The 19,160-nt window shown below is 74.6% G+C and carries 20 protein-coding genes; 13 read left to right on the top strand and 7 right to left on the bottom strand.

What is annotated here, in order from left to right:
- Nucleotides 1–16: 16 nt before the first annotated feature.
- From ABTW87_RS18340 to ABTW87_RS18290, 11 genes are all read left to right on the top strand, one after another.
- On the top strand, nucleotides 17–526 hold the full coding sequence (locus tag ABTW87_RS18340) for a GNAT family N-acetyltransferase (RefSeq protein ID WP_350652013.1): 510 nt from the start codon (nucleotides 17–19) through the stop codon (nucleotides 524–526).
- A gap of 266 nt (nucleotides 527–792) precedes the next feature.
- The gene (locus tag ABTW87_RS18335; RefSeq protein ID WP_350652012.1) at nucleotides 793–1,263 is read left to right on the top strand and encodes a hypothetical protein; all 471 of its coding nucleotides are present in this window, start codon (nucleotides 793–795) and stop codon (nucleotides 1,261–1,263) included.
- A gap of 2 nt (nucleotides 1,264–1,265) precedes the next feature.
- Nucleotides 1,266–2,525 carry an SRPBCC family protein gene (locus ABTW87_RS18330; protein WP_350652011.1) on the top strand — a complete coding sequence of 420 codons (1,260 nt, stop codon included), beginning with the start codon at nucleotides 1,266–1,268 and terminating at the stop codon, nucleotides 2,523–2,525.
- Complete coding sequence (gvpJ, locus tag ABTW87_RS30240; protein ID WP_502891605.1) at nucleotides 2,522–2,947, top strand: gas vesicle protein GvpJ; 426 nt, start codon at nucleotides 2,522–2,524, stop codon at nucleotides 2,945–2,947. The genes ABTW87_RS18330 and gvpJ (ABTW87_RS30240) overlap by 4 nt, the downstream gene beginning before the upstream one ends.
- Before the next feature lies 1 nt (nucleotide 2,948).
- A complete protein-coding gene (locus tag ABTW87_RS18320; protein ID WP_350652010.1) occupies nucleotides 2,949–3,725 on the top strand; it encodes a GvpL/GvpF family gas vesicle protein in 777 nt (258 codons plus the stop codon).
- 3 nt (nucleotides 3,726–3,728) lie between these two features.
- Nucleotides 3,729–4,082, top strand: a complete 354-nt coding sequence (locus ABTW87_RS18315; protein WP_350652009.1) for a gas vesicle protein GvpG — start codon at nucleotides 3,729–3,731, stop codon at nucleotides 4,080–4,082.
- Between the two features lies 1 nt (nucleotide 4,083).
- A complete protein-coding gene (locus tag ABTW87_RS18310; protein ID WP_350652008.1) occupies nucleotides 4,084–4,401 on the top strand; it encodes a gas vesicle protein GvpO in 318 nt (105 codons plus the stop codon).
- Between the two features lie 5 nt (nucleotides 4,402–4,406).
- Nucleotides 4,407–4,778, top strand: a complete 372-nt coding sequence (gene gvpJ / locus ABTW87_RS18305; RefSeq protein ID WP_350652007.1) for a gas vesicle protein GvpJ — start codon at nucleotides 4,407–4,409, stop codon at nucleotides 4,776–4,778.
- Entirely contained in the window at nucleotides 4,762–5,589 is an 828-nt protein-coding gene (locus ABTW87_RS18300) for a GvpL/GvpF family gas vesicle protein (RefSeq protein WP_350652006.1), read from the top strand. Before gvpJ (ABTW87_RS18305) ends, ABTW87_RS18300 begins: the two co-directional genes overlap by 17 nt.
- On the top strand, nucleotides 5,586–5,837 hold the full coding sequence (locus tag ABTW87_RS18295) for a gas vesicle protein (protein ID WP_350652005.1): 252 nt from the start codon (nucleotides 5,586–5,588) through the stop codon (nucleotides 5,835–5,837). The genes ABTW87_RS18300 and ABTW87_RS18295 overlap by 4 nt, the downstream gene beginning before the upstream one ends.
- Nucleotides 5,834–6,187, top strand: a complete 354-nt coding sequence (locus tag ABTW87_RS18290; protein ID WP_350652004.1) for a gas vesicle protein K — start codon at nucleotides 5,834–5,836, stop codon at nucleotides 6,185–6,187. The genes ABTW87_RS18295 and ABTW87_RS18290 overlap by 4 nt, the downstream gene beginning before the upstream one ends.
- Before the next feature lie 6 nt (nucleotides 6,188–6,193).
- On the opposite strand, the gene ABTW87_RS18285 is transcribed toward ABTW87_RS18290, so the two are convergent.
- From ABTW87_RS18285 to ABTW87_RS18255, 7 genes are all read right to left on the bottom strand, one after another.
- Entirely contained in the window at nucleotides 6,194–8,464 is a 2,271-nt protein-coding gene (locus ABTW87_RS18285; protein WP_350652003.1) for an AAA family ATPase, read from the bottom strand.
- Nucleotides 8,465–8,548: 84 nt separating this feature from the next.
- A complete protein-coding gene (locus ABTW87_RS18280) occupies nucleotides 8,549–9,094 on the bottom strand; it encodes a hypothetical protein (RefSeq protein ID WP_350652002.1) in 546 nt (181 codons plus the stop codon).
- A 45-nt stretch (nucleotides 9,095–9,139) separates the two neighbouring features.
- Nucleotides 9,140–9,928, bottom strand: a complete 789-nt coding sequence (locus ABTW87_RS18275; protein ID WP_350652001.1) for a GTP-binding protein — start codon at nucleotides 9,926–9,928, stop codon at nucleotides 9,140–9,142.
- Nucleotides 9,906–10,382, bottom strand: a complete 477-nt coding sequence (locus ABTW87_RS18270; protein WP_350652000.1) for a DUF742 domain-containing protein — start codon at nucleotides 10,380–10,382, stop codon at nucleotides 9,906–9,908. Before ABTW87_RS18270 ends, ABTW87_RS18275 begins: the two co-directional genes overlap by 23 nt.
- Nucleotides 10,379–10,855: a roadblock/LC7 domain-containing protein gene (locus ABTW87_RS18265; RefSeq protein ID WP_350651999.1), complete on the bottom strand. Its 477-nt coding sequence runs from the start codon at nucleotides 10,853–10,855 to the stop codon at nucleotides 10,379–10,381. Before ABTW87_RS18265 ends, ABTW87_RS18270 begins: the two co-directional genes overlap by 4 nt.
- The gene (locus tag ABTW87_RS18260) at nucleotides 10,852–13,635 is read right to left on the bottom strand and encodes a sensor histidine kinase (RefSeq protein ID WP_350651998.1); all 2,784 of its coding nucleotides are present in this window, start codon (nucleotides 13,633–13,635) and stop codon (nucleotides 10,852–10,854) included. The genes ABTW87_RS18265 and ABTW87_RS18260 overlap by 4 nt, the downstream gene beginning before the upstream one ends.
- A complete protein-coding gene (locus tag ABTW87_RS18255) occupies nucleotides 13,622–14,788 on the bottom strand; it encodes a hypothetical protein (protein WP_350651997.1) in 1,167 nt (388 codons plus the stop codon). The genes ABTW87_RS18260 and ABTW87_RS18255 overlap by 14 nt, the downstream gene beginning before the upstream one ends.
- A gap of 374 nt (nucleotides 14,789–15,162) precedes the next feature.
- Here ABTW87_RS18255 and ABTW87_RS18250 point away from each other — a divergent pair, with 374 nt between their 5' ends.
- The gene (locus ABTW87_RS18250; RefSeq protein ID WP_350651996.1) at nucleotides 15,163–18,030 is read left to right on the top strand and encodes an alpha/beta fold hydrolase; all 2,868 of its coding nucleotides are present in this window, start codon (nucleotides 15,163–15,165) and stop codon (nucleotides 18,028–18,030) included.
- The gene (locus ABTW87_RS18245) at nucleotides 18,030–18,923 is read left to right on the top strand and encodes a DUF2705 family protein (RefSeq protein ID WP_350651995.1); all 894 of its coding nucleotides are present in this window, start codon (nucleotides 18,030–18,032) and stop codon (nucleotides 18,921–18,923) included. The genes ABTW87_RS18250 and ABTW87_RS18245 overlap by 1 nt, the downstream gene beginning before the upstream one ends.
- The last annotated feature ends 237 nt before the right edge of the window (nucleotides 18,924–19,160 follow it).

Below are 19,160 nucleotides of genomic sequence, written 5' to 3'. Positions count from 1 at the left end.
CGGCAGACTGCGGCACGTGGCGAGTGCGGTACGGCTGGAGCCGGTGAGCGAACGAAACCTGGAGTCGTTGCTCTCCGTAGCGGCTGCCGAGGCGGAGCCGGCCGACGTCATGCCCCCGGTCGAGGCCCCGGCGGGCTGGTCGCACGCGCGTCGGGAGGCTTTCCGCGAGTTCCACCGGGCGAGCTTCCCGGGGCTGGACGGCCCGACCCGTACCCAGATGTTCGCGATCCTCGCGGGCGGCGAGGTGGTCGGGATGATCCGCATGACCCGGTGCGATGAGCCGGGCACGGTTGAGACCGGCCTGTGGCTGGGGCGCTCGGCGCGGGGTCAGGGGATCGGCCCGGCAGCGTTGCGTGAGTTGCTGAACGTGGCGGCAGCCGCGGGCATGCGCCAGGTCGTCGCCGCCACCACTCCCGACAATTCCGGTGCCCTGTCCGTCCTTTCCAAGTGCGGTGCGAAATTGCGCGAGGAGGGTGGCCGGATGTACGCCGAAATATGTCTCGACTCAACCCCTCCGGCTCTTTGAGGCTTCCTCCTCCGAGTCGCGTACTCCCTGCTCAAGACAGGATCAACGTCCCCTTTGCGACGATGGGATCCGCAATTCTGATTAGCTTTGTGAGGCGCGGCGCCAGCTACCGGACATAGGTTTTGCCGAACGGTCGCCGGGTACTGCCCGCCGGGTCCGCAAAACCGGGCACCTGATCGCGGGCCTTCCACGTGCCAATCCCCGGTGGCTGTACCTCGGCCCACTGTCGATCAGGTGTCTCCGCTCCGGGGAGCGAAGGAGAACTGATGAACAGCGGAGCACGGATCGGGCTCGCGGTGGGGGCCGGCTACCTGCTGGGGCGCCGGCGCAAGCTGCGTAAGGCCCTGATCATCGCGGCCGCCGTCGCCGCCGGCCGCGCCAGCAAGGAGTCCGGCGGGCTGCTCGCGGCGGGCAGCCGACTGCTGCAGTCGTCCCCCCAGTTGAGGAACCTCGGGAAGCTCGGCGGGCCGCTCGCCGCGGCCGGCAAGGCCGCCGCCACGGCCGCCGCCGGGAGCGGCATCGACGCGGTCAGCGGCAAGCTGCGCGGGTCCGCCGACGCCCTGCGCCGCCGTTCGGCCGGTGACGGTGCCGGCGAGGAACCCGCGAAGCCGGTGGCCGGCGCCGGGGACGAGCGGGCCGACGGGGACGAGCGGGCCGGCGGGGACGTGCGGGCCGACGGGAACGAGCGGGCCGGCGAGGACCGGCCGGCGGGCACCCAGCGGCGGCGGGGGCGGTGACCGTGGCGAACGAGACGCAGCCGGGCGGGCTGGGCCGGAAGGCCCGTGACCAGCTCGGTGACGACCTGAGGGACCTGGTGGCCGCGCTCGGCGAGCGGGCCGTCGCGGTGGTGACCGAGCGGGTCACCGGTGCCACCGGCCGGCTCAGCGAGTACGCGAAACAGGGCGGCGGGCCGGGGCTTATCGCTGCCGCGACCGGCGCGCAGCGGCTCGCCGAGGGCAGTTCACCGATGAAGGCGATGGTCCAGGCCGGAGTGGCCGGCGGTAAGGAGAAGATCATGTCGGCCCTCGGCGGTCGCAAGGGCGGCAAGGGTGGCGGCAAGAAGCTGAAGGTCACCAACATCGTCGAGGCGATCGAGGTCGGCGTGCCGGTGCGGGTCGCGTACAACCAGTGGACGCAGTTCGGTGACTTCCCGAGCTTCATGAAGAAGGTCGAGCAGGCCGAGAACGACTCCGACGAGAAGATGACCTGGAAGGCGCAGGTCTTCTGGTCGCACCGTAGCTGGGAGTCCACGATCGTCCGGCAGATCCCGGACAAACTGATCCACTGGCGGTCGAAGGGCGAGAAGGGCTCGGTGGACGGCACCGTCAGCTTCCACGAGCTGACGCCGGACCTGACCCGGATCCTGGTGGTGCTCGAGTACCACCCGCAGGGTCTGTTCGAGCACACCGGCAACCTGTGGCGGGCCCAGGGCCGCCGGGTCCGGCTGGAGTTGAAGCACTTCGTCCGGCACGTGATGACGCAGACCGTGCTCGACCCGGACTCGGTGCAGGGCTGGCGCGGCGAGATCGAGGACTCGCAGGTGGTCAGGGACCACGAAACCGCGCTGCGCGAGGAGCAGGAGCAGCGCGAGCGCGAGCAGCAGGAGCGGGAGCCGGAGGAGGGGCGTGCGCGTGCCGAACGCGGCCCGGGCGGCCCGGAGCCGGAGGAGGAGCCGGAAGAGGCCGAGGAGGAGCCGCGCGAGGAGCGCCAGCCGGTCCAGCGCGGCCGGCGTCGCCCGCCCGCCCGCCGCCGTCCGCCCGAGGAGGAGGAGTACGAGGCCTACGACGAGGGCGAGGACTTCGACGAGGGGTACGACGAGGAGGAGTACGAGGAGGAGCAGCCGCCGCCACGACGCCGGCAGCCCGCCCGTACCCGCCGGACCCAGCCGCGCGAGGAGGCCCGCGAGGAGCCCCCGGCGCGGCCCCGCCCGGTCCGCCGTGCCCCCGAGGCACCCCGTCGGCCGGTGGTCCGCCGTCGCCGTGAGGAGCGTGACGAGTGACGGTCGCGACCAGCACGGCGGGTCAGCAGGGCAGCGCGCTGGAGCGCACCGGCGGTGGCGGCGGCAATCTCGCCGACGTCGTGGAGACGGTGCTCGACAAGGGCGTCGTGATCGACGCGCAGGTGTCGGTCGCGGTGGTCGGCATCCAGCTCCTGGAGATCAACGCGCGGATCGTGATCGCCAGCATCGAGACGTACCTGCGGTTCGCCGAGACGGTGGACCGGCTGGGCATCCTCCCGGAGGGCCAGAAGGGGCTGCCCGACCTGGTGGAGGGCGCCTCCGGCGCGGTCACCAAGGGCACGGCGGTCGGTGGGCTCGGCAAGGCCGCCAGGGAGATCAGCGGCGCCGTCGTGGATTCGCTCAGCGACCGCGGGTCCGAGGAACGGGACCGGCCACGCCGGCGGCGGAACGAGGAGCGGTGAGATGAGCGACGAGAACGTGCCGGCGCGTGGTGAAACCGGCCTGTTCGTCTACGGCATCGTGCCCTCCGACGTGGAGCCGACCCCCGACGCGCAGGGGGTCGGCGACCCGTCCGGCGAGGTGGCCGCGATCCAGCACGACGACCTGGCCGCGCTGGTCAGCGAGGTGGGGTTGGAGAAGCCGCTGGGCCACCCGGCGGACCTGGCCGCGTACGAGACGCTGCTGGACGGCACGGCGGCGGTGGCCCCGGTGCTGCCGGTGCGCTTCGGCACGGTGGTGACCGGCCCGGACGCGGTGCGCGACCTGCTGGAGGCGCACCACGACCGGTTCGCCGCCGCCCTCGACGAGTTCGAGGGCCGGCTCCAGTACACGGTGCACGGCCGCTTCGACGAGCAGGCGGTGATCGGTGACATCCTCGCGGCCGACCGACGTGCGGCCGAGCTGGCCGGGCAGGTACGCGGCCGGCCTGAGGCGGAGACGAGGGAGCAGCGGATCCGGCTCGGTGAGCTGATCAGCCAGGCGGTGGAACTGCGCCGGGAGGCGGCCAACCGGGAGCTGATCGAGGCGCTCGCCCCGTACGCGGTGCTGAACGCACCCCGGCCGCCGAGCCACGAGCTGGACGCGGTGAACGTCGCCTTCCTGGTCGACGTGGAGGACGAGAAGGACTTCGACCGGACGCTTGAGGACTTCGCCGAGCAGCGGCGGGACTTGATGCGGCTGCGTCTTCTCGGGCCGCTCGCCCCGTACGACTTCGTCAGCGCACACCAGTTGGTGGAGTGACCGGTGGACATCCTCTGGGCGCTGCTCACCCTGCCGTACGCACCCGTGCGGGGGCTGACGGCGGTGGTCAAGGTGATCGCCCGGGAGGCGGAGTCCCAGCAGCACAACCCGGTCAACATCCGGCGCGAGCTGGAGGAGTTGGACCGGGCGGCGGCGGCCGGCGAGATCACGCCGGAGCAGCGGGACCGGGGGCAGCAGCAGGTGTTGAACCGGCTGGTGCCACCCGCCGGCGGCGCTGGGGACACGGCTCTCGGCGCCGCCGGCACCGGCCGGCGGCCACCCCCGAGGGGCCGACGGCGGACAGCCGGGCGACCGGTCGAGCGGCGGCGTGGCGACGATCGTGGGCGAGGGGGATGAGATGGCACCAGGACGGATCCGTGCCGACGACGACCGGTACGCCGACGAGGAGGAGTACGAGGAGATCACGGCGGCCGAGGCGGCCCGCGCGGGACTGCGGCAGATCGTCTCACTGACCGGCAAGGACGCGCTCGGCATCACCTCGGTCGAGCCCTCCGACGACGGCTGGCTGGTCGGCGTCGAGTTGGTCGAGGACCACCGGATCCCGGCCTCCACCGACCTTCTCGGCATGTACGAGGTGGAGCTGGATCTGGCCGGCAGCCTGCTGGGCTACCGGCGGACGCGCCGCTACCAGCGCGGCAAGGGGGACGGGGGTTGAATGAGATGACCACTGCGCGGCCACCCTCGGTGGTGCAGAACTCCGGGCAGGTCCTGCCCGCCGGACACGAGCCGGCGAACCTCGGCGACATCCTGGAACGAGTCCTCGACCGGGGCATCGTGATCGCCGGCGACATCCGGGTCAGCCTGCTCGACATCGAGTTGCTGACGCTCAAACTGCGACTGGTCGTCGCCTCGGTCGACACCGCACGGCAGATCGGCATCGACTGGTGGGAGCACGACCCGTGGCTCAGCTCCCGGGCCAGGCCGCCGGTCGAACCCGGCCCCCGTGACCCGGAGGAGGTCGAGGCGGAGCGCCGGCCCCGCGTCGCCCGGCGGGCCGCCCGGAGGGAGGTGTGGGATGAGTTCGACGGCTGAGCGGGTCGGCGCCGGGGCGGAGGTCGGCGTGGGGACGTGGCTGCACGGTGTCGTCCGGGACGTGGGGGCGGCGGTGCTGGCCGCCACCGCGGGCATGGACGGCGCACCGGTCCGCGCCGTGCGGGCCGCCGGGCTGACCGCGGTGGTCAGCACCGCGCCCTTGACCGAGTACGGCGAGGAGGCGCTGCGCCGCAACCTGGAGAACCTGGCCTGGCTGGAGCGGGCGGCCCGGGCGCACCACGCGGTGGTGGCGGCGCTGGCCGAGGCCGGGCCGGTGGTGCCGGCCCGGCTGGCGACCGTGCATCACGGAGACGGCCGCGTCGCCGGGCTGCTCGCCGACCGGCGGGCCGAACTGGCCGCCGTGCTGGACCGGCTGGCGGGTCGCAGCGAGTGGGGCGTCAAGGGGTACCTGGTGCCCGGGGTCATCCCCCGGACGGCGGAGTCGGCCGGGTCGGGCGGGGCCGGGGCGGCGTACCTGCGGCGACGCCGGGCCCAGCTCACCGCCCGGGAGGAGGGGCAGCGGATCTCCGGGGAGGCCGCGGCGGCGGTGCACGCGGCGCTGGACGGGTTGGCCGTGGCCGCCCGCCGGCACCCGCCGCAGGACCGGCGGCTCTCCGGTGCGCCGACCACGATGGTCCTCAACGGCGCGTACCTGGTCGATGCCGGGGCGCTGGCAGACTTCACCGCACTGGTCGGGGCGCTCGGCGAGCGGCACCCGGAGATCCGGTTGGAGCTGACCGGCCCGTGGCCGGCGTACTCCTTCGCCGAGGAAGGGCCGGCAGAGCCGGCCGCTCCGGGGGTGGTCCGGTGACCACCCAGCTCGCGCCGGACAGCGCCGACGGCCTGGACTACCAGCCGGTGGCCCTGGTGGACCTGCTCGACCGGGTGCTCGCCAGCGGTGTGGTGATCAGCGGCGACATCACGATCGCCATCGCCGACATCGACCTGGTACGCGTCTCGCTGCGTGCCCTGGTCGCCTCGGTCGGCGCGCTCGCCCCGCCCGAGCTGCGCGACGCCGTGCCGGAGCCCGGTCCCGTGCTCACCGGGGAGATGGCGTGACCGAACGGGACGAGGCGGCCGAGCTTGCGGCCGCGCTGGACGGGTCGACCTGGCAGCCGCCCCGGGTGACGCCCCTGGACCGGCGGCTCGCCGTCGACCGGGACTCCGTCGAGCGGGGACTGGCCAGCCTCGTGCTCACCGTGATCGAGCTGCTCCGGCAGCTGATGGAACGGCAGGCGCTGCGCCGGGTCGACCTCGGCGACCTCACCGAGGAGCAGGTCGAGCGGGTCGGGACGACGCTGATGGCCCTGGAGGAGCAGATGGCGGCGCTGCGGACCTACTTCGGTCTCGCCCCGGAGGACCTCAATCTCGACCTCGGCCCGCTCGGGCCGCTGCTCCCGACCGACTGAACCCGGTCAGGGGGCGTGCTTCTCGGCGTACGCGGCCAGCCAGGCGACCTGGACCGGGTCCAGCGAGGGGCGCACCCGGGCACGGGCCGTCGCGACGTGGTCGGCGGTGACCGTGGCGGCGGCCAGCGACTCACGCATCGCGGCGAGGGCCGCCTCCCGGACCAGCGCCGCGCAGTCCGCCGCCGAGAAACCGTCCAGATCCTCGGCCAGCCCGGCGAGGTCCACGTCCGGCGCGAGCGGCACCGTGCGGGAGGCGGCCCGCAGGATCTCCGCCCTCGCCGGCCCGTCCGGTGGCGGGACGTGGACCAGCCGCTCCAGCCGTCCGGGGCGCAGCAGGGCCGGGTCGACCAGGTCCGGCCGGTTGGTCGCGCCGACCACCACCACGTTGCGCAGCGCCTCCACGCCGTCCAGTTCGGTGAGCAGGGCGGCCACCACCCGGTCGGTCGTGCCGCCGTCGCTGGCCTGGCCGCGTACCGGGGCGAGGGCGTCCACCTCGTCGAGGAAGACCAGGGTCGGCGCGGCCTGCCGGGCGCGGCGGAACAGTTCCCGCACCGCGCGCTCGCTCTCGCCCACCCACTTCGACAGCAGCTCGGCACCCTTCACCGAGAGCACGTTCGCGCGGCCGGAGCCGGCCAGCGCCGTCACCAGGAAGGTCTTGCCGCAGCCCGGCGGGCCGTAGAGCAGGACCCCGCGCGGCGGCTGCACGCCCAGCCGCGCGAACGTGTCCGGGTAGGTGAGTGGCCACAGCACGGACTCGGTCAACGTCTGCTTGACCTCGACCAGGTCCCCTACGTCGTCGAGGGTGACCGACGCCAGCTCCAGGGTGGACGACGCCATCGTGGTCGGGCGGACCACTTCCAACGCGGCGGCGAAGTCGGCCATCGCGACGCTCGGGCGCTCCGCCGTCTTCTGCCGCAGCGCCGCCCGCACCCCGGCCTCGCGGACCAGCGCCGCCAGATCGGCGGCGACGAAACCGGGGGTACGCGCGGCGACCTCGTCGAGCCGTACGTCCTCGTCGAGCGGCACCTGCCGGGTCAGCACGGTCAGCTGCTCCCGCCGCAGGGCGGTGTCCGGCAGCGGCACCGTGATCCGTAGCGCGAGCAGGTCGGGGCCACGCAGGGCCGGGTCCACCGACTCGGGGCGGCCGGTGGTGCACACCACGGCGGCACCCGCCGCGACGGTCTCGGCGATCACCTGACGGAACACGGTGGCCACCGGGCCGGGCGCCTCGGCGGGTGCGAGCGCCTCGACGTCCGTGACCAGCAGGACGGACGGGCCGTCAGCGCGTACCGCTGCCGCGGCCGTACGCAGCCGCTCCGCAGCCGCCGAGTTGGTCAGCGCGGCCAGCTCGGGCCCCCACAGCGGGCGTACCCGCGCTCCGACCCGGGCGGCGACCGCGCGGACCAGTGCCGACTTGCCGGAACCGGCCGGGCCGTCGAGCAGGACGCCGAGCGCGACCGTGGTGCCGAGCCGGCGGAGCACCTCACGATGGTGGAAGCCGAGGTCGAGCAGCTCGGTCAGCTCCTCCGCCTGGGCCCGCAGCCCGGGCAGCTCCTCGACGGACGGCCCCTCCCCGCCGGCCTCGTCCACCTCCCGCAACTTCGGGGAAGATGCTGCCTCCCGTGTCCTGGAGGCAGCACCTTCCGGGAAAGTGCGCAGATCTTGGGCGGTGGCGGTGGCGGTGGCGGTGAGCGTCGAGCCGTGCGTGGCGCCGCCGTGCTCCCAGGCGACGACCGTGTCCATCGTGACCATCGCCGCCGTCTCCGGGTCTGCGGCGACGACGGTGAGCAGAGTGCTGGTCCAGGCGAAGCCGACCCGGTTGGAGAGGCTGTGCCGGGCCGCCTCCACGAGGCTGCGCACCGACGCGTCCGGCACCACGTCCTGGGGCAGCAGCGACACGTCGTCCCCGGCGGTGACGACCTTGCCGAGCAGCGCGAGCCGCAGCATCTCCGGGGAGACGGCCGCGACCACCTGCGGCGGGCCGGTCAGCACCACCCGCGCCGCGGCGGCGACCGGCACCGGGCCGACGGTGACCTGCCCACCGTCACGGACGCCGAGGTTGCCCAGCGTCAGGTCGTCGGCGTACAGCAGGCCGGGGCCCGCGCCCGGTTCGGCCGCCGCGGCGATCCCGGCGGTGACCCGGCGGCCGGCGAGCCGCACCGGGTCGCCGGGGCGCAGCCCTAGCGCCGTGAGCACCTCCGGGTGCAGGCGCACGATCCCCCGCCGGGCGTCCAGCGCCGCCGGCCGCAGGCTGGCGGTGAGTGTCAGCTCCCCCACCTGAGGAACCCTAGCCGGTGCAAGGAAGGGCCCCCTCTTAACGCCTGCGGTAGAGGAAGGGTCCCTTCTTAACAGCCGCGCCGGCTACCACGAGGGCTCGCCGTCGAGCAGGGACGGATCGTGCCGGATCAGCTCGGCGAGTCGGGCCGCCGGGTCCGGGTCCAGGCCGTCCCGGTCCGACCAGGCGGGCACGGTGTGCGCCGACAGCGGCCACGGCGGCGGTACGGCCGAGGGCTCCGCGGTGACCGTCACGTCCCCGCCCGACCGGGCCACCCGCAGCGGGAACACCCGGCCCCCGTGCTCCACCCGCAGCGCGACGGCCAGCTCGGGGTACCGCTCCACCACCCGGCGTACCGCCTCGACGACCTCCTCCACCGGGTCACGCCCGGGCGGATCCGCCCGGTGCTGGCCGGCCGACCTGGCGGGCCCGCCGTCGTGGCTGTCCGGCCACGCCGGTCCGGCGTTGCGGGCCGGCTCCCCGCGCCCGGGCTCCCCGTCGCGGCGCCCGGCCGCGTCGGTACCTGGCAGCGGAACCGTGTCCCCCTCCGCCGCCGGGTCGGTGCCCCGCCGCCGCATCGCCTCCTCGCGACGCGCCAGCCGGGCCAGCGTCTCGTCCAGACCACCCCTCATCACGACCACCCCTCTTCGATGAAACGGGTCCGACCGTCCGTCGGTTCAGGTCCTCCTCGCCTGCGTGGCCCGGTCCAGCGCCCGGTCCAGAACGACCAGCAGGGCGTCCCGTACGGAGAGCCGGTCCCGGGCGTCGAACTGCACAAGCGGCACGTGGTCCCCGATCGCCAGGGCCCACCGGATCGCGCCGAGGTCGTGGGCCAGCCGCCCGTCGAACGCGTTGACCCCGACCACGAACGGCAACCCCGACCGCTCGAAGAAGTCGATCGCCGGGTAGCAGTCGTCCATCCGGCTGCTGTCCACGACGACGAGCGCGCCGAGCGCGCCTCGGGCCAGGTCGTCCCACATGAAGCCGAACCGGGCCTGGCCGGGGGTTCCGAACAGGTACAGCTTCAGGCTGCGGTCGATGGTGACGCAGCCGAAGTCCATGGCCACGGTGGTGGTCGTCTTCCCGGAACGGCCGCCGGGGTCGTCGACGCCGATTCCGGCGGTGGTCATCTCCGCCTCGGTCGTCAGCGGCGCGATCTCGGAGATCGAGCCGACCGTGGTGGTCTTGCCGACACCGAAGCCGCCGGCGATGAGGATCTTGACCGGGATCGGCGGTGCGGCCGGGGACGCCACCCGCGGCCGTACCGCGGCGTCCGGCGCGGCCGGTGGGTGGTACGGCGGCGGGGGCACCGCGGCCTGTCCTCGGGCGTCGGCCGGGTGTGCGGCCGGCCCGCGGGTGTCGGCCGGGTGGGGCGCCGGCGTGCCGCCGTACCGGTTCGCGGCGCTGTTGGCGGCGAGCCCGCCCAGCGGGGCGACCGGCCAGTCAGGAGATCGCACGGAGTCCATCCATCACTCGCAGGATGAGGTCGGGGTCGAGGGCGTCGTCGTCGCTGGTGACGTGCACGTCGAGGTGGCCGGCGGCCCGGAGGTCACCGACCAGCACGCGAGTCACGTTGAAGTGCATCCGGGTCCGGGCGGAGATCTCCGCGACGGAGATGGGTGTGGCGCACAGCGCGACGATGGCCTGGAGTTCGGGTGCCAGCCGGGCGACCGGCGCCGTCCAGTCGTTGGGCGGGCGGGCGGTCACCTGCGTCTCCAGCCCGATCGCCGGGTCACCGCCGGTGACCCGGCCGGAGGTGAGAATGAAGGGACGCGGCCCGGCCGGCTCGTCCGGCTCCGGCTCGGGCGTCGCCGCCGGTACGCCCGCCGCGTCCCCGGCCGGGCTGGGCCCCCGCAGGTAGGGGCGGATCCGGATCCCGGGCTCCGGGTCCGGATCCTCGCCGGCGACGTCGGGTCTCACTGCTGGACGGCGTTCTTCAGTTCGGCGATCAGCTTGGGCGTGAGCGCCCCGCCGGCACGCCCGGCGAACAGCGTCATCTCGTACGCGACGGTGCCCAGGTTCGCCGACCGGTCGGCGACCACGCCCAGCACCGACCCGCTGCTGATGGCGCTGATCAGCAGGTACCCCTCGGCCATGTCGACCACCACCCGGTTCAACCCGCCGAGGGCGTACCAGCTCGCCGCGCCGCCGGCCAGGCTGGTCATGCCGGAGACCACGGCGGCGAGGCGCTCGGCGTTGGACCGGTCCTTGATCGCGGACATGGCCATCAGCAGGCCGTCCGAGGAGACGGCGATGGCCTCCAGCACCCCGGCCGTGCTGGAGGTGAACGAGTCCAGCAGCCAGTTGAAGGTGCGGGCCTCCGGGCTGAGGTCCGTACCCGTCGCCGGGCCGGCCTGGTTTTCGACGTTGTCGTGCAGGAAGGGGCTGGTCACCGTGATGATTCCTCTTCGTCGCGGCGGTCTGGACTGGCTTCACGCAGGGCGCGGGCGACGCCCGCCTCGAACTCGGTGAGGAGGTCGCGGACCTCGGCGGGATCACCGGGGCGGGTGTCCCCCGCCGGCGGGGACGGGGTGGCGGCCAGGTTCGCCCCGGGCACCCGGCGGGTCAGCCCGGGCGGGGTGCCCGCCGCGTTGACGGCGTCGGTGCCGCCGAAGGTGGGCGGCGGGGCGCCGGGCCGGGTCGCCTCGGCGCGGCGTACCCCGGACTCGACGGCCTCGACAAGTGCCCGCGCGGCGGCCGGGTCCGCGCCGACGGCGTCGACCGGCCCGACCCTTGGCCCGGGCGGCGGCAGATTCGCTCCCGGCACCCGCTGCCGGATGCCCGGCACCAAGGGCCCGGCCGGACGAGCCGGCGCTCCCGCCGGCTCGTGCCGGGTCGCCGGCGGCGGTCCACCGGGGTTCGCGGCGCCGCCGGGTGGGACCACGGGGCCGGGCGGGGGAGCGCCCGGCCCCGCGGGGATCGGCCGGCGGGGCAGCCCCTTGACCGTGGTCCCCGGCGCGGCGGCCGCGGCACCGCCCGGCGGCTGCGCGGTGGCCGGCGGCGCGAGGAGGGCCGGCGGGTGCCCGGCGGTCGGCAGATCGACCCGGCCGGCCGGGACCGGAGCGGTGATCTCCAGGTACGCGGTGGCGCCGCTCGGTTGGGCCTCGGGGAGGTTGAACGCGTCCCATGACCCGCCCGACTCCACCGTGTGGCTGGCCCGGCTGAGCAGCGCCGGGTCGAAGCCGGACGGCTCGCCGGCGACGGCCGCGGGCGCGTCGGTGGCCGCCGCCACCACGGCGGGGACGGCGGGACCGGCGGGGGAGCGCCGGTCCCGGTCCGGCACGGCCGCCCGGGCCACCGCCACGCCGGCCCGCTCCAGTCGCCGCACCAGCAGGTGCGACTGCGGAACGTCCAGTTGAGCGGTCACCCCGCCGCCCGCGGTGGCGGCGAGCCGTACCGTCCAGCCGTGCCGCCGCGCCAGCCGGCCCACCACGAAGAGCCCGAGCACCTCGGTGGGGGCGAGGTCCAGCCGTTCCCGCCGGGTGAGTCGGGCGTTCTCCTCGGCCAGCCGTTCCTCGGTCATGCCGATGCCCCGGTCCACCACACTCAGCCGGGCGCCGGCGCCGGTCAGCTCACCGGCAACGACGACCCGGGTGTGCGGCGGGGAGAAGACGGTCGCGTTCTCCATCAGCTCGGCCAGCGCCAGCACCAGGTCGCCGACCGTGCCCGGCGCGACCGAGACGTCCGTCGGGACCTGCACGTCCACCCGGGTGTAGTCCTCGATCTCGCCGAGCGCGAGCCGCACCACGTCACCCAACGGCACCGGTGCCACGTGGGGGTCGTCGCCGGCCGACCCGGAGAGCACCACCAGGCTGCTCGCGTTGCGGCGCAGCCGGCTGGAGATGTGGTCCAGCCGGTACAGGTGCTCCAGTCGGGACGGGTCGGTTTCCTGGCGCTCCAGCCGGTCGATGAGCGCGAGCTGCCGGCCGACCAGGTTCTGCGTACGGCGGCCGACGTGGCCGAACATCTGGGCCACGTTGCGCCGGCCGGCCACCTGGCGCTCCACCAGCCGCGCCGCGGTGCTCTGCACCCGCTCGAAGGCCCGGGCGAGGTCCCCGATCTCGTCGCGGGCCCGCACGTCCACCGGGTCGAGCCGGACGGCATGGACGCTCTCGGACTCGTCGTCGGAGACCCGGATCAGCTCGGCCTCGGCGACCCGGGCGACCCGGTCGGCCGAGCGGGTGAGCCGGGTCAGCGGCCGGGCGACCATGCGGGCGACCACCGCACTGAGCAGCACCACCACGGTCAGCACCAGCAGCGCCGCGCCACCGACCAGGTACGCGGCGGTGAGCGCCCGGCGCTGCTCGTCGGTCACCTCCGCGATGACGTCCGCGACGATTTTCTTCTCCACGAACTGCCCGAGGGTGATCATCGATCGGGCGGACGGGAAGAGCGCGTCGAGCGGGACGTCCCGCACCGCGCCCGCCGGGTCGAGCGGGCTGGCGATGAGGAAGTCGGGGCTGGTCCGCGCCGCCACCGCCGCGTCGTTGAGCTGTGCCACGGCGAGCTGCTCGGGGGTGATGAGACTCCGGAACCGCCGGTTGTCCACCCCCAGCGAGGCCATGCAGGCGACGAAGCGGGCGATCACCCTCGGGTCGTCCGTCGCCTTCACCAGCACGATGAGCGTGGCGCAGGCACCCAGTCCCTCGTCGGAGCGGAGCAGCCCGTCCAGCGCGAGCACCTGGCGGCCGGCCGCGGTGTCGGTGTCCACGTCGAACGGCAACCGCAGCGACTCGATCAGGCCCATGTTGACCGGCCCGTACGCGTCCATGACCTGGGCGGGCGTCGCGGTGCCGGCGAGCACCGCGGTGCGCAGGTCGGTGAGTTCGCGTACCCGGTCGAGGGCGGCGGCGACCCCGGACGGCAGTGCGTCGCCGCGGGTGAGGCGCAGGTCGGCGACCCGGTCGTCCACCGCGGCCGACCTCTGCACCAGCTCGCCCCGGGCGACCCGGCCGAGCAGCAGGCCGACCGACAGGATGCGTTCCTGTTGCAGGTCCTGGACGAGGCTGCCGACGCGGCTGGCCACGCGTACCCGGTCGGCGATGTCGGCCGCGCGCTGCGCCGCGGCCACCCGGTCGAGCACCACCGGCACCGCCAGGACCACCATGCTGAGCAGCGGGAGGACCACCAGCAGCGCGAGCTTGGCCCGGATCCGGAGCCTACCGAGCAGCATCGAACGGCCCCCAGGTCGTCTCCGCGGCGCGTGCCGGTCCGACCGGCTGGAGCACGAGCGGCTCGCCGGGCGGCTGCCAGTCGGCGGGAGCCACCGGTACGACCTGCCCGCCCGGCGTGGCGGGGGCACGGGCGGCCCGGCGGGACCGGTGGCGGTGGGCGGCGAGCAGCGCCAGCGCCGCCATCAGGAGTACGGCCGTCGCGCCGGCACCCACGGTGAGCCAGCGGTCCCGGTCGAGCCGGTCGAGCCGGTCGGCGAGCAGGGCGTCCAGCTCGGCGAGGATGACCGGCTGCAGCTGGCGGGCGGCGGCCTGGGCGGCCGACCGGGCGGCGGCGAGCCGGATCGGGTTCACGGTTCCGTCGGCGCCGGCGGGCGTGGAGTACGCCGCGAGCGCCTCCACCGCCCGCTGGTAGGTGTCCAGCGGGTCGAGCACGGTGGCGCCCAGGTTGGTGCTCTCCGAGCGGTCGACCGCCGCGCGCAGGTTCGCCACCAGGGTGTCGGCGGCGGCGATGGCGGCGTACCGGAGGGCGGCGAGCTCGGCCGAGGTCCGGGGCTGCTGGTCCTCGGGCCGGCGGGTGGCGAGCACGGTCAGGTCGGCGAGCCGCCCGGCGGCCACGACCGCCTCGGGCAACTCCTCGCCGATGCCGTCCTGGAGGAAGTACGAGTCCGTCTCCGGGGTGTGGATCAGCCCGGACGTCTCGCGCACCTTGCGTTGCAGGGCCAGCAGCAGGTCGGCGACCTCCCCGTACGCGGAGTACGCCGTCTCCGGGTCGGCGGGTTTCCGGTCGCGCAGCCCTTCGATCTTGGCCCGTAGGCCGGCCCACCGTTCCTGGGTGCGCAGTTCGCCGCCGATCCGGGCGTCGACCGTGGCGACCGTCTCGACCGACCGGGTGAGCGCGTCGCCGGAGACCGGCCGGCCGGTGACCGCCGCCGTCTGGGCGTCCACAAGCGCGTCGGTGACCGGGGCTAGGGCACGCAGGTACTCGACGCCGAGGCGTTCGGCGGCGACCTGTTCGCGGGCGTCCGAGGTGGATCGCCAGGACTGGCCGAAGAGGACGGCGAGCGGTACGAGGAGTGCCGGCACGAGCAGCATCGGCAGCAGGCGGCCCGCCGTGGAGGGTCGCCGACGGGCCCGCGACGCGGGGACGGTCATGGTGGTGTGCTCCTCCGACACGGGCGGGGTGGATCGGTGCGCGTGATCGACGTCGGTCCCGTGCACCGGACCCGGAACGTAACCGACCGGCTGTGGGGTCTTCCTCTCGTCAATCAGTCAGTTTTTGGTCACTTAGCGCAAAGTCACGCCTGGTTCACACGATCGGCACCCTGCGTGTGAGACGCCGGGACGGTCTGGACCGATCGGGGCGGTTTCTGATGAAGGTTCGGAATTTACGTGATACGAATTCATCTCGCTGGATGGGTCGGCCGGGATCGCCGTCGCCCCGACCACCGTTCGCCGACCGGACCAACCGGACGGACGTACGGCGGATCTCAGGTAACGCTCAGGATCCGGGCCGTACCGTGTGCCGCATGAAATCGCCGTCGCCGGCCGCGTGGATCCGGCGTGCCCTGCCCGACCGTCGGCGGGCGCTGGCCGCCGCGACCGCCGTCGTCCTGCTCGCCGCCGCCCTGGCCTGGGCGGTCCGGCCGCAGGGGCCGGACCTGCGCACCGAATCGGCGATGCTCACCGTCCGGTCCGGGCCGGCCGGCGACGAGCCGGTCGATCTGGACACCACGCTCTACCTGCCGGCGGGCGCCTCGGCCGCCGCCAAGGTGCCGGCGGTGCTGCTCGCGCACGGCTTCGGCGGCACCAAGGACTCGGTGCGCGCCGACGCCGAGGAGATCACCGGCCAGGGGTACGCCGTGCTGACCTGGACGGCGCGCGGTTTCGGCCGCAGCGGCGGGCAGATCCACCTGGACCACCCGGACTACGAGGTCCGTGACGCGCAGCGCCTGCTGGACTGGCTGGCGGCCCGACCGGAGGTCGCCACGGACGCGGCCGGCGACCCGAAGGTGGGTGTGGTCGGCGGCTCGTACGGCGGCGGGCTGGCGCTGCTGCTCGCGGCACAGGACCGGCGGGTCGACGCGATCGTGCCGATGATCACCTGGAACGACCTGTCCCGCGCGTTCCTCCCGGAGAGCACCGGCCGGGAGCCGGTCGACGGGGTGTTCAAGAAGGGCTGGGCGGGGCTCTTCTTCGGCGGCGGCGGCAACGTCGGCTCCGGCCCGGCCGGCATCTCCGGCGCGACCGGCGCCCAGCCGGAGGGCGCTCCCGCCTCGGCCGGCCCGCCGAGCCCCGGCCCGGGCGCCGGTCCCGGCACCGGCCCGGGCCGCGCGCCGGGCGGCGCGGCGGACCCGGCGTGCGGGCGGTTCGCCGCCGACGTCTGCGCCGCGTACCTGCGCATCGCCACCACGGGCCGGGCCGACCAGGCGGCCGTCGACCTGCTGAGGCGGTCCAGTCCGGCCGGCGTGCTCGACCGGATCGAGGCACCGACCCTGCTGGTGCAGGGCGCGGCGGACACCCTCTTCCCGCTCGCCGAGGCGGACGCCAACGCGCGCGGGATCGCCGCGAACGGCACCCCCGTGCGGGTGGCCTGGTTCACCGGCGGTCACGACGGCGGCGAGGGGCCGACGACCGACTCGGACCGGGTGAAGTTCCTGACCGTGCAGTGGCTCGACCACTACGTCAAGGGCGAGGGCCGGGCGCCGGGCGACGACTTCACCTTCTCCCGGATCGCCGGCTTCGACGCGCTCGACCGGGGCCTGGTCGCCACCGGCTACCGCACCACCGACTATCCGGGCGTCAGCGGCGCCGGCCGCCGGGTGGTGGCGGTGGCCGGTCCGGCGCAGCCGATCGCCAACCCGCCGGCCGGCAACCCGGCCGCGATCTCCTCGGTGCCGTTCGCCGGGGAGCTCTCCGCGCTGCTCGGCGGTGTCGCCGGGGACATTCCCGGCCAGCACGCCCGCTTCGAGTCCGCGCCGCTGCCGGAGGCGGTGGACGTGGTCGGCTCGCCGAGCGTCGCCATCCGCGCCGCGTCCCCGACGGGTGAGGCGGTGCTCTTCGTCAAGCTCTACGACGTCGACGGCAACGGCGCGGCCACCCTGCCGAACGGGCTGGTCGCCCCGGTCCGGCTCACCGGCCTGCCGCGGGCGGTTCAGGAGGCCGCGCCGGTCACGGTCACCCTGCCGGCGATCGTCCGCCGGATCGAGGCCGGGCACCGGCTGCGGGTCGTCGTGGCGACCTCCGACCAGGCGTACGCGACCCCGGTCGAGCCGGCCGTGCACACCGTGGCGCTCGGCGACGGCTCGGTCGTGCTGCCGACCGTGGCCAGCGAGCCGATTCCCACCACGGCTACCGTCTGGCGCTGGGCGCTCGTCGTCCTGCTCGCCGCGATCGCGGTGGGGCTCGTCGTGCTCGTCGCCGTCGTCCGCCGCCGGCACCGCCGCCAGGAGAGCAGCGTCCATCCCGCGTACGCGGACGTCCCGCTTGTGGTCCGGGAGCTCCGCAAGGAGTACGCGGACGGCTTCGTCGCGGTGTCCAACGTGGACTTCGAGGTGCACCCGGGCCAGGTGGTGGGTCTGCTCGGGCCGAACGGCGCCGGCAAGACCACCACGCTGCGGGTGCTGATGGGGCTGACCCAGCCCACCGCGGGCGAGATCTACGTCTTCGGGCACCGGCTGGTGCCGGGTTCGCCGGTGCTCTCGCGGATCGGGGCGCTTGTGGAGGGTCCCGGCTTCCTGCCGCACCTCTCCGGCCTGGACAACCTGAAGGCGTACTGGCGGGCGACCGGCCGGCCCTGGGCGGACGCGCACTTCGACGAGGCGCTGGAGATCGCCGGGCTGGGCACCTCCGTCCACCGGAAGATCAAGACGTACAGCCACGGCATGAAGCAACGCCTGGCGATCGCGCAGGCCATGCTCGGCCTGCCGGAGCTGCTGGTGCTCGACGAGCCGACGGACGGCTTGGACCCGCCGCAGATCGCCGAGATGCGCCGGGTCCTCCAGCGGTACGCCACCGGCGGCCGCGCGGTCCTGGTCTCCAGCCACCTGCTCGCCGAGGTGGAGCAGACCTGCACGCACGCCGTGGTGGTCAACAAGGGCCGGATCGTGGCGGCCGGCCCGGTCGAGGAGATCGTCGGCGAGTCGCCGAGCGTCCTCGTCGAGGTCACCGACCCGGCGGCCGCGCGCGAGGTGCTGGACCGCCTGGCGGGTGTCCGGGTGCTGCCCGACGGCGACGGCCAGTTGGTCGTGGACACCAACGGCACCGCCCGCAGCGAGGTGGTGGCCGAACTGGTCCGGGCGGGCATCGGAGTGGACCGGGTGGTGCCCCGGCGTCGCCTGGAGGACGCGTTCCTCGCCCTGGTCGGCGAGAACTCTCGGGGAAGCGGGGACCGGTGATGGTCGGTACGTCGTCCAGGAGCGGTGCCGGCGGCGCGCCCTCCGGCGCCGCGGCGGGTTACCGCCCGTCCGCCACGCTGCCGTTCGCCGCCGAGTTCCGACGGCAGGCGGCCCGGCGGCGGACCCAGCTCGCGCTCGCCTTCATGGTGCTGCTGCCGCTGATCATCCTGATCGCGTTCCAGTTCGACTCGGGGGACGACGACGACAACGGGCGGGGCGAGTTCGGCAGTTTGATCGAGTTCGCCACCACGGGCGGGCTGAACTTCACGCTGTTCACCATCTTCGTCTCCGCGTCCTTCCTGCTGGTCGTCGTGGTGGCGCTGTTCTGCGGCGACACGGTGGCCAGCGAGGCGAGCTGGGGCAGCCTGCGGTACCTGCTGGCGGTGCCGGTGCCCCGGGCCCGGCTGCTCGCGGTGAAGCTGCTGGTGGCGCTCGCGTACTCGGCTCTGGCGCTGCTGACGCTCGCCGGAACCGCACTGCTGCTGGGCACCCTGCGGTACGGGTGGGCGCCGCTGCGCAGCACGGTCGCCGCCCAACTGGAACCGGGCGAGGGGTTGTTGCGGCTGTTGGCGGTGCTCGGGTACCTGGCCGTCGTACTCCTGGTGGTGGCCGGCCTGGCGTTCCTGCTCTCCGTCACGACGGACGCCGCGTTGGGCGCGGTCGGCGGTGCCGTTCTGCTCTGGATCCTGTCCAGCATCCTCGACCAGATCACGGCCCTTGGCGTGCTGCGCGACTTCCTGCCGACGCACTACAGCACGGCCTGGCTCGGTCTGCTGTCCACGCCGGTGCAGTCCGACGACGTGGTCCGCGGGACGATCTCGGCGGTCTGCTACGCGACCCTGTTCTGGGGGCTGGCCTTCTGGCGCTTCACGCGGAAGGACGTCGTGTCGTAGCAGCGCCCGTTCCGTCGCCTGTCGAGCTGCCTGATGGTGAGACCAGCCGAAAGTGGCCCCGTGCGCGGTCGGGTGGGGCGGGACCGGCGGCGAACCGGAGAGGTGGGTCGCGGATCGGTGGGTTTGGAGCTGAGCCGGATATGTCATCAGGGCGCCGAGCAGTCGCCTGGATGGTCGGCGCGGCGGGTGCAGCGGAGGCCCGCCGCTCCGCGATGCTGATTCTGCGAGCCGAGGGCT

Origin of the sequence: Micromonospora sp. NPDC126480 (genome assembly GCF_040302465.1) — a bacterium.
In the GTDB taxonomy this organism is placed as follows: domain Bacteria; phylum Actinomycetota; class Actinomycetes; order Mycobacteriales; family Micromonosporaceae; genus Micromonospora.
The sequence above is the reverse complement of the archived record's forward strand: the minus strand, read 5'-3'. Positions and strand labels throughout refer to the sequence as shown.

What these genes read in the sequence shown, in the direction of transcription:
- ABTW87_RS18255 (WP_350651997.1), bottom strand. Translation starts at nt 14,788, where the DNA reads ATGACCGTCCCCGCGTCGCGGGCCCGTCGGCGACCCTCCACGGCGGGC.
- ABTW87_RS18260 (WP_350651998.1), bottom strand. Translation starts at nt 13,635, where the DNA reads ATGCTGCTCGGTAGGCTCCGGATCCGGGCCAAGCTCGCGCTGCTGGTG.
- ABTW87_RS18335 (WP_350652012.1), top strand. Translation starts at nt 793, where the DNA reads ATGAACAGCGGAGCACGGATCGGGCTCGCGGTGGGGGCCGGCTACCTG.
- ABTW87_RS18310 (WP_350652008.1), top strand. Translation starts at nt 4,084, where the DNA reads ATGGCACCAGGACGGATCCGTGCCGACGACGACCGGTACGCCGACGAG.
- ABTW87_RS18245 (WP_350651995.1), top strand. Translation starts at nt 18,030, where the DNA reads ATGGTCGGTACGTCGTCCAGGAGCGGTGCCGGCGGCGCGCCCTCCGGC.
- gvpJ (WP_350652007.1), top strand. Translation starts at nt 4,407, where the DNA reads ATGACCACTGCGCGGCCACCCTCGGTGGTGCAGAACTCCGGGCAGGTC.
- ABTW87_RS18320 (WP_350652010.1), top strand. Translation starts at nt 2,949, where the DNA reads ATGAGCGACGAGAACGTGCCGGCGCGTGGTGAAACCGGCCTGTTCGTC.
- ABTW87_RS18275 (WP_350652001.1), bottom strand. Translation starts at nt 9,928, where the DNA reads ATGGACTCCGTGCGATCTCCTGACTGGCCGGTCGCCCCGCTGGGCGGG.
- ABTW87_RS18280 (WP_350652002.1), bottom strand. Translation starts at nt 9,094, where the DNA reads ATGAGGGGTGGTCTGGACGAGACGCTGGCCCGGCTGGCGCGTCGCGAG.
- ABTW87_RS18250 (WP_350651996.1), top strand. Translation starts at nt 15,163, where the DNA reads ATGAAATCGCCGTCGCCGGCCGCGTGGATCCGGCGTGCCCTGCCCGAC.
- ABTW87_RS18300 (WP_350652006.1), top strand. Translation starts at nt 4,762, where the DNA reads ATGAGTTCGACGGCTGAGCGGGTCGGCGCCGGGGCGGAGGTCGGCGTG.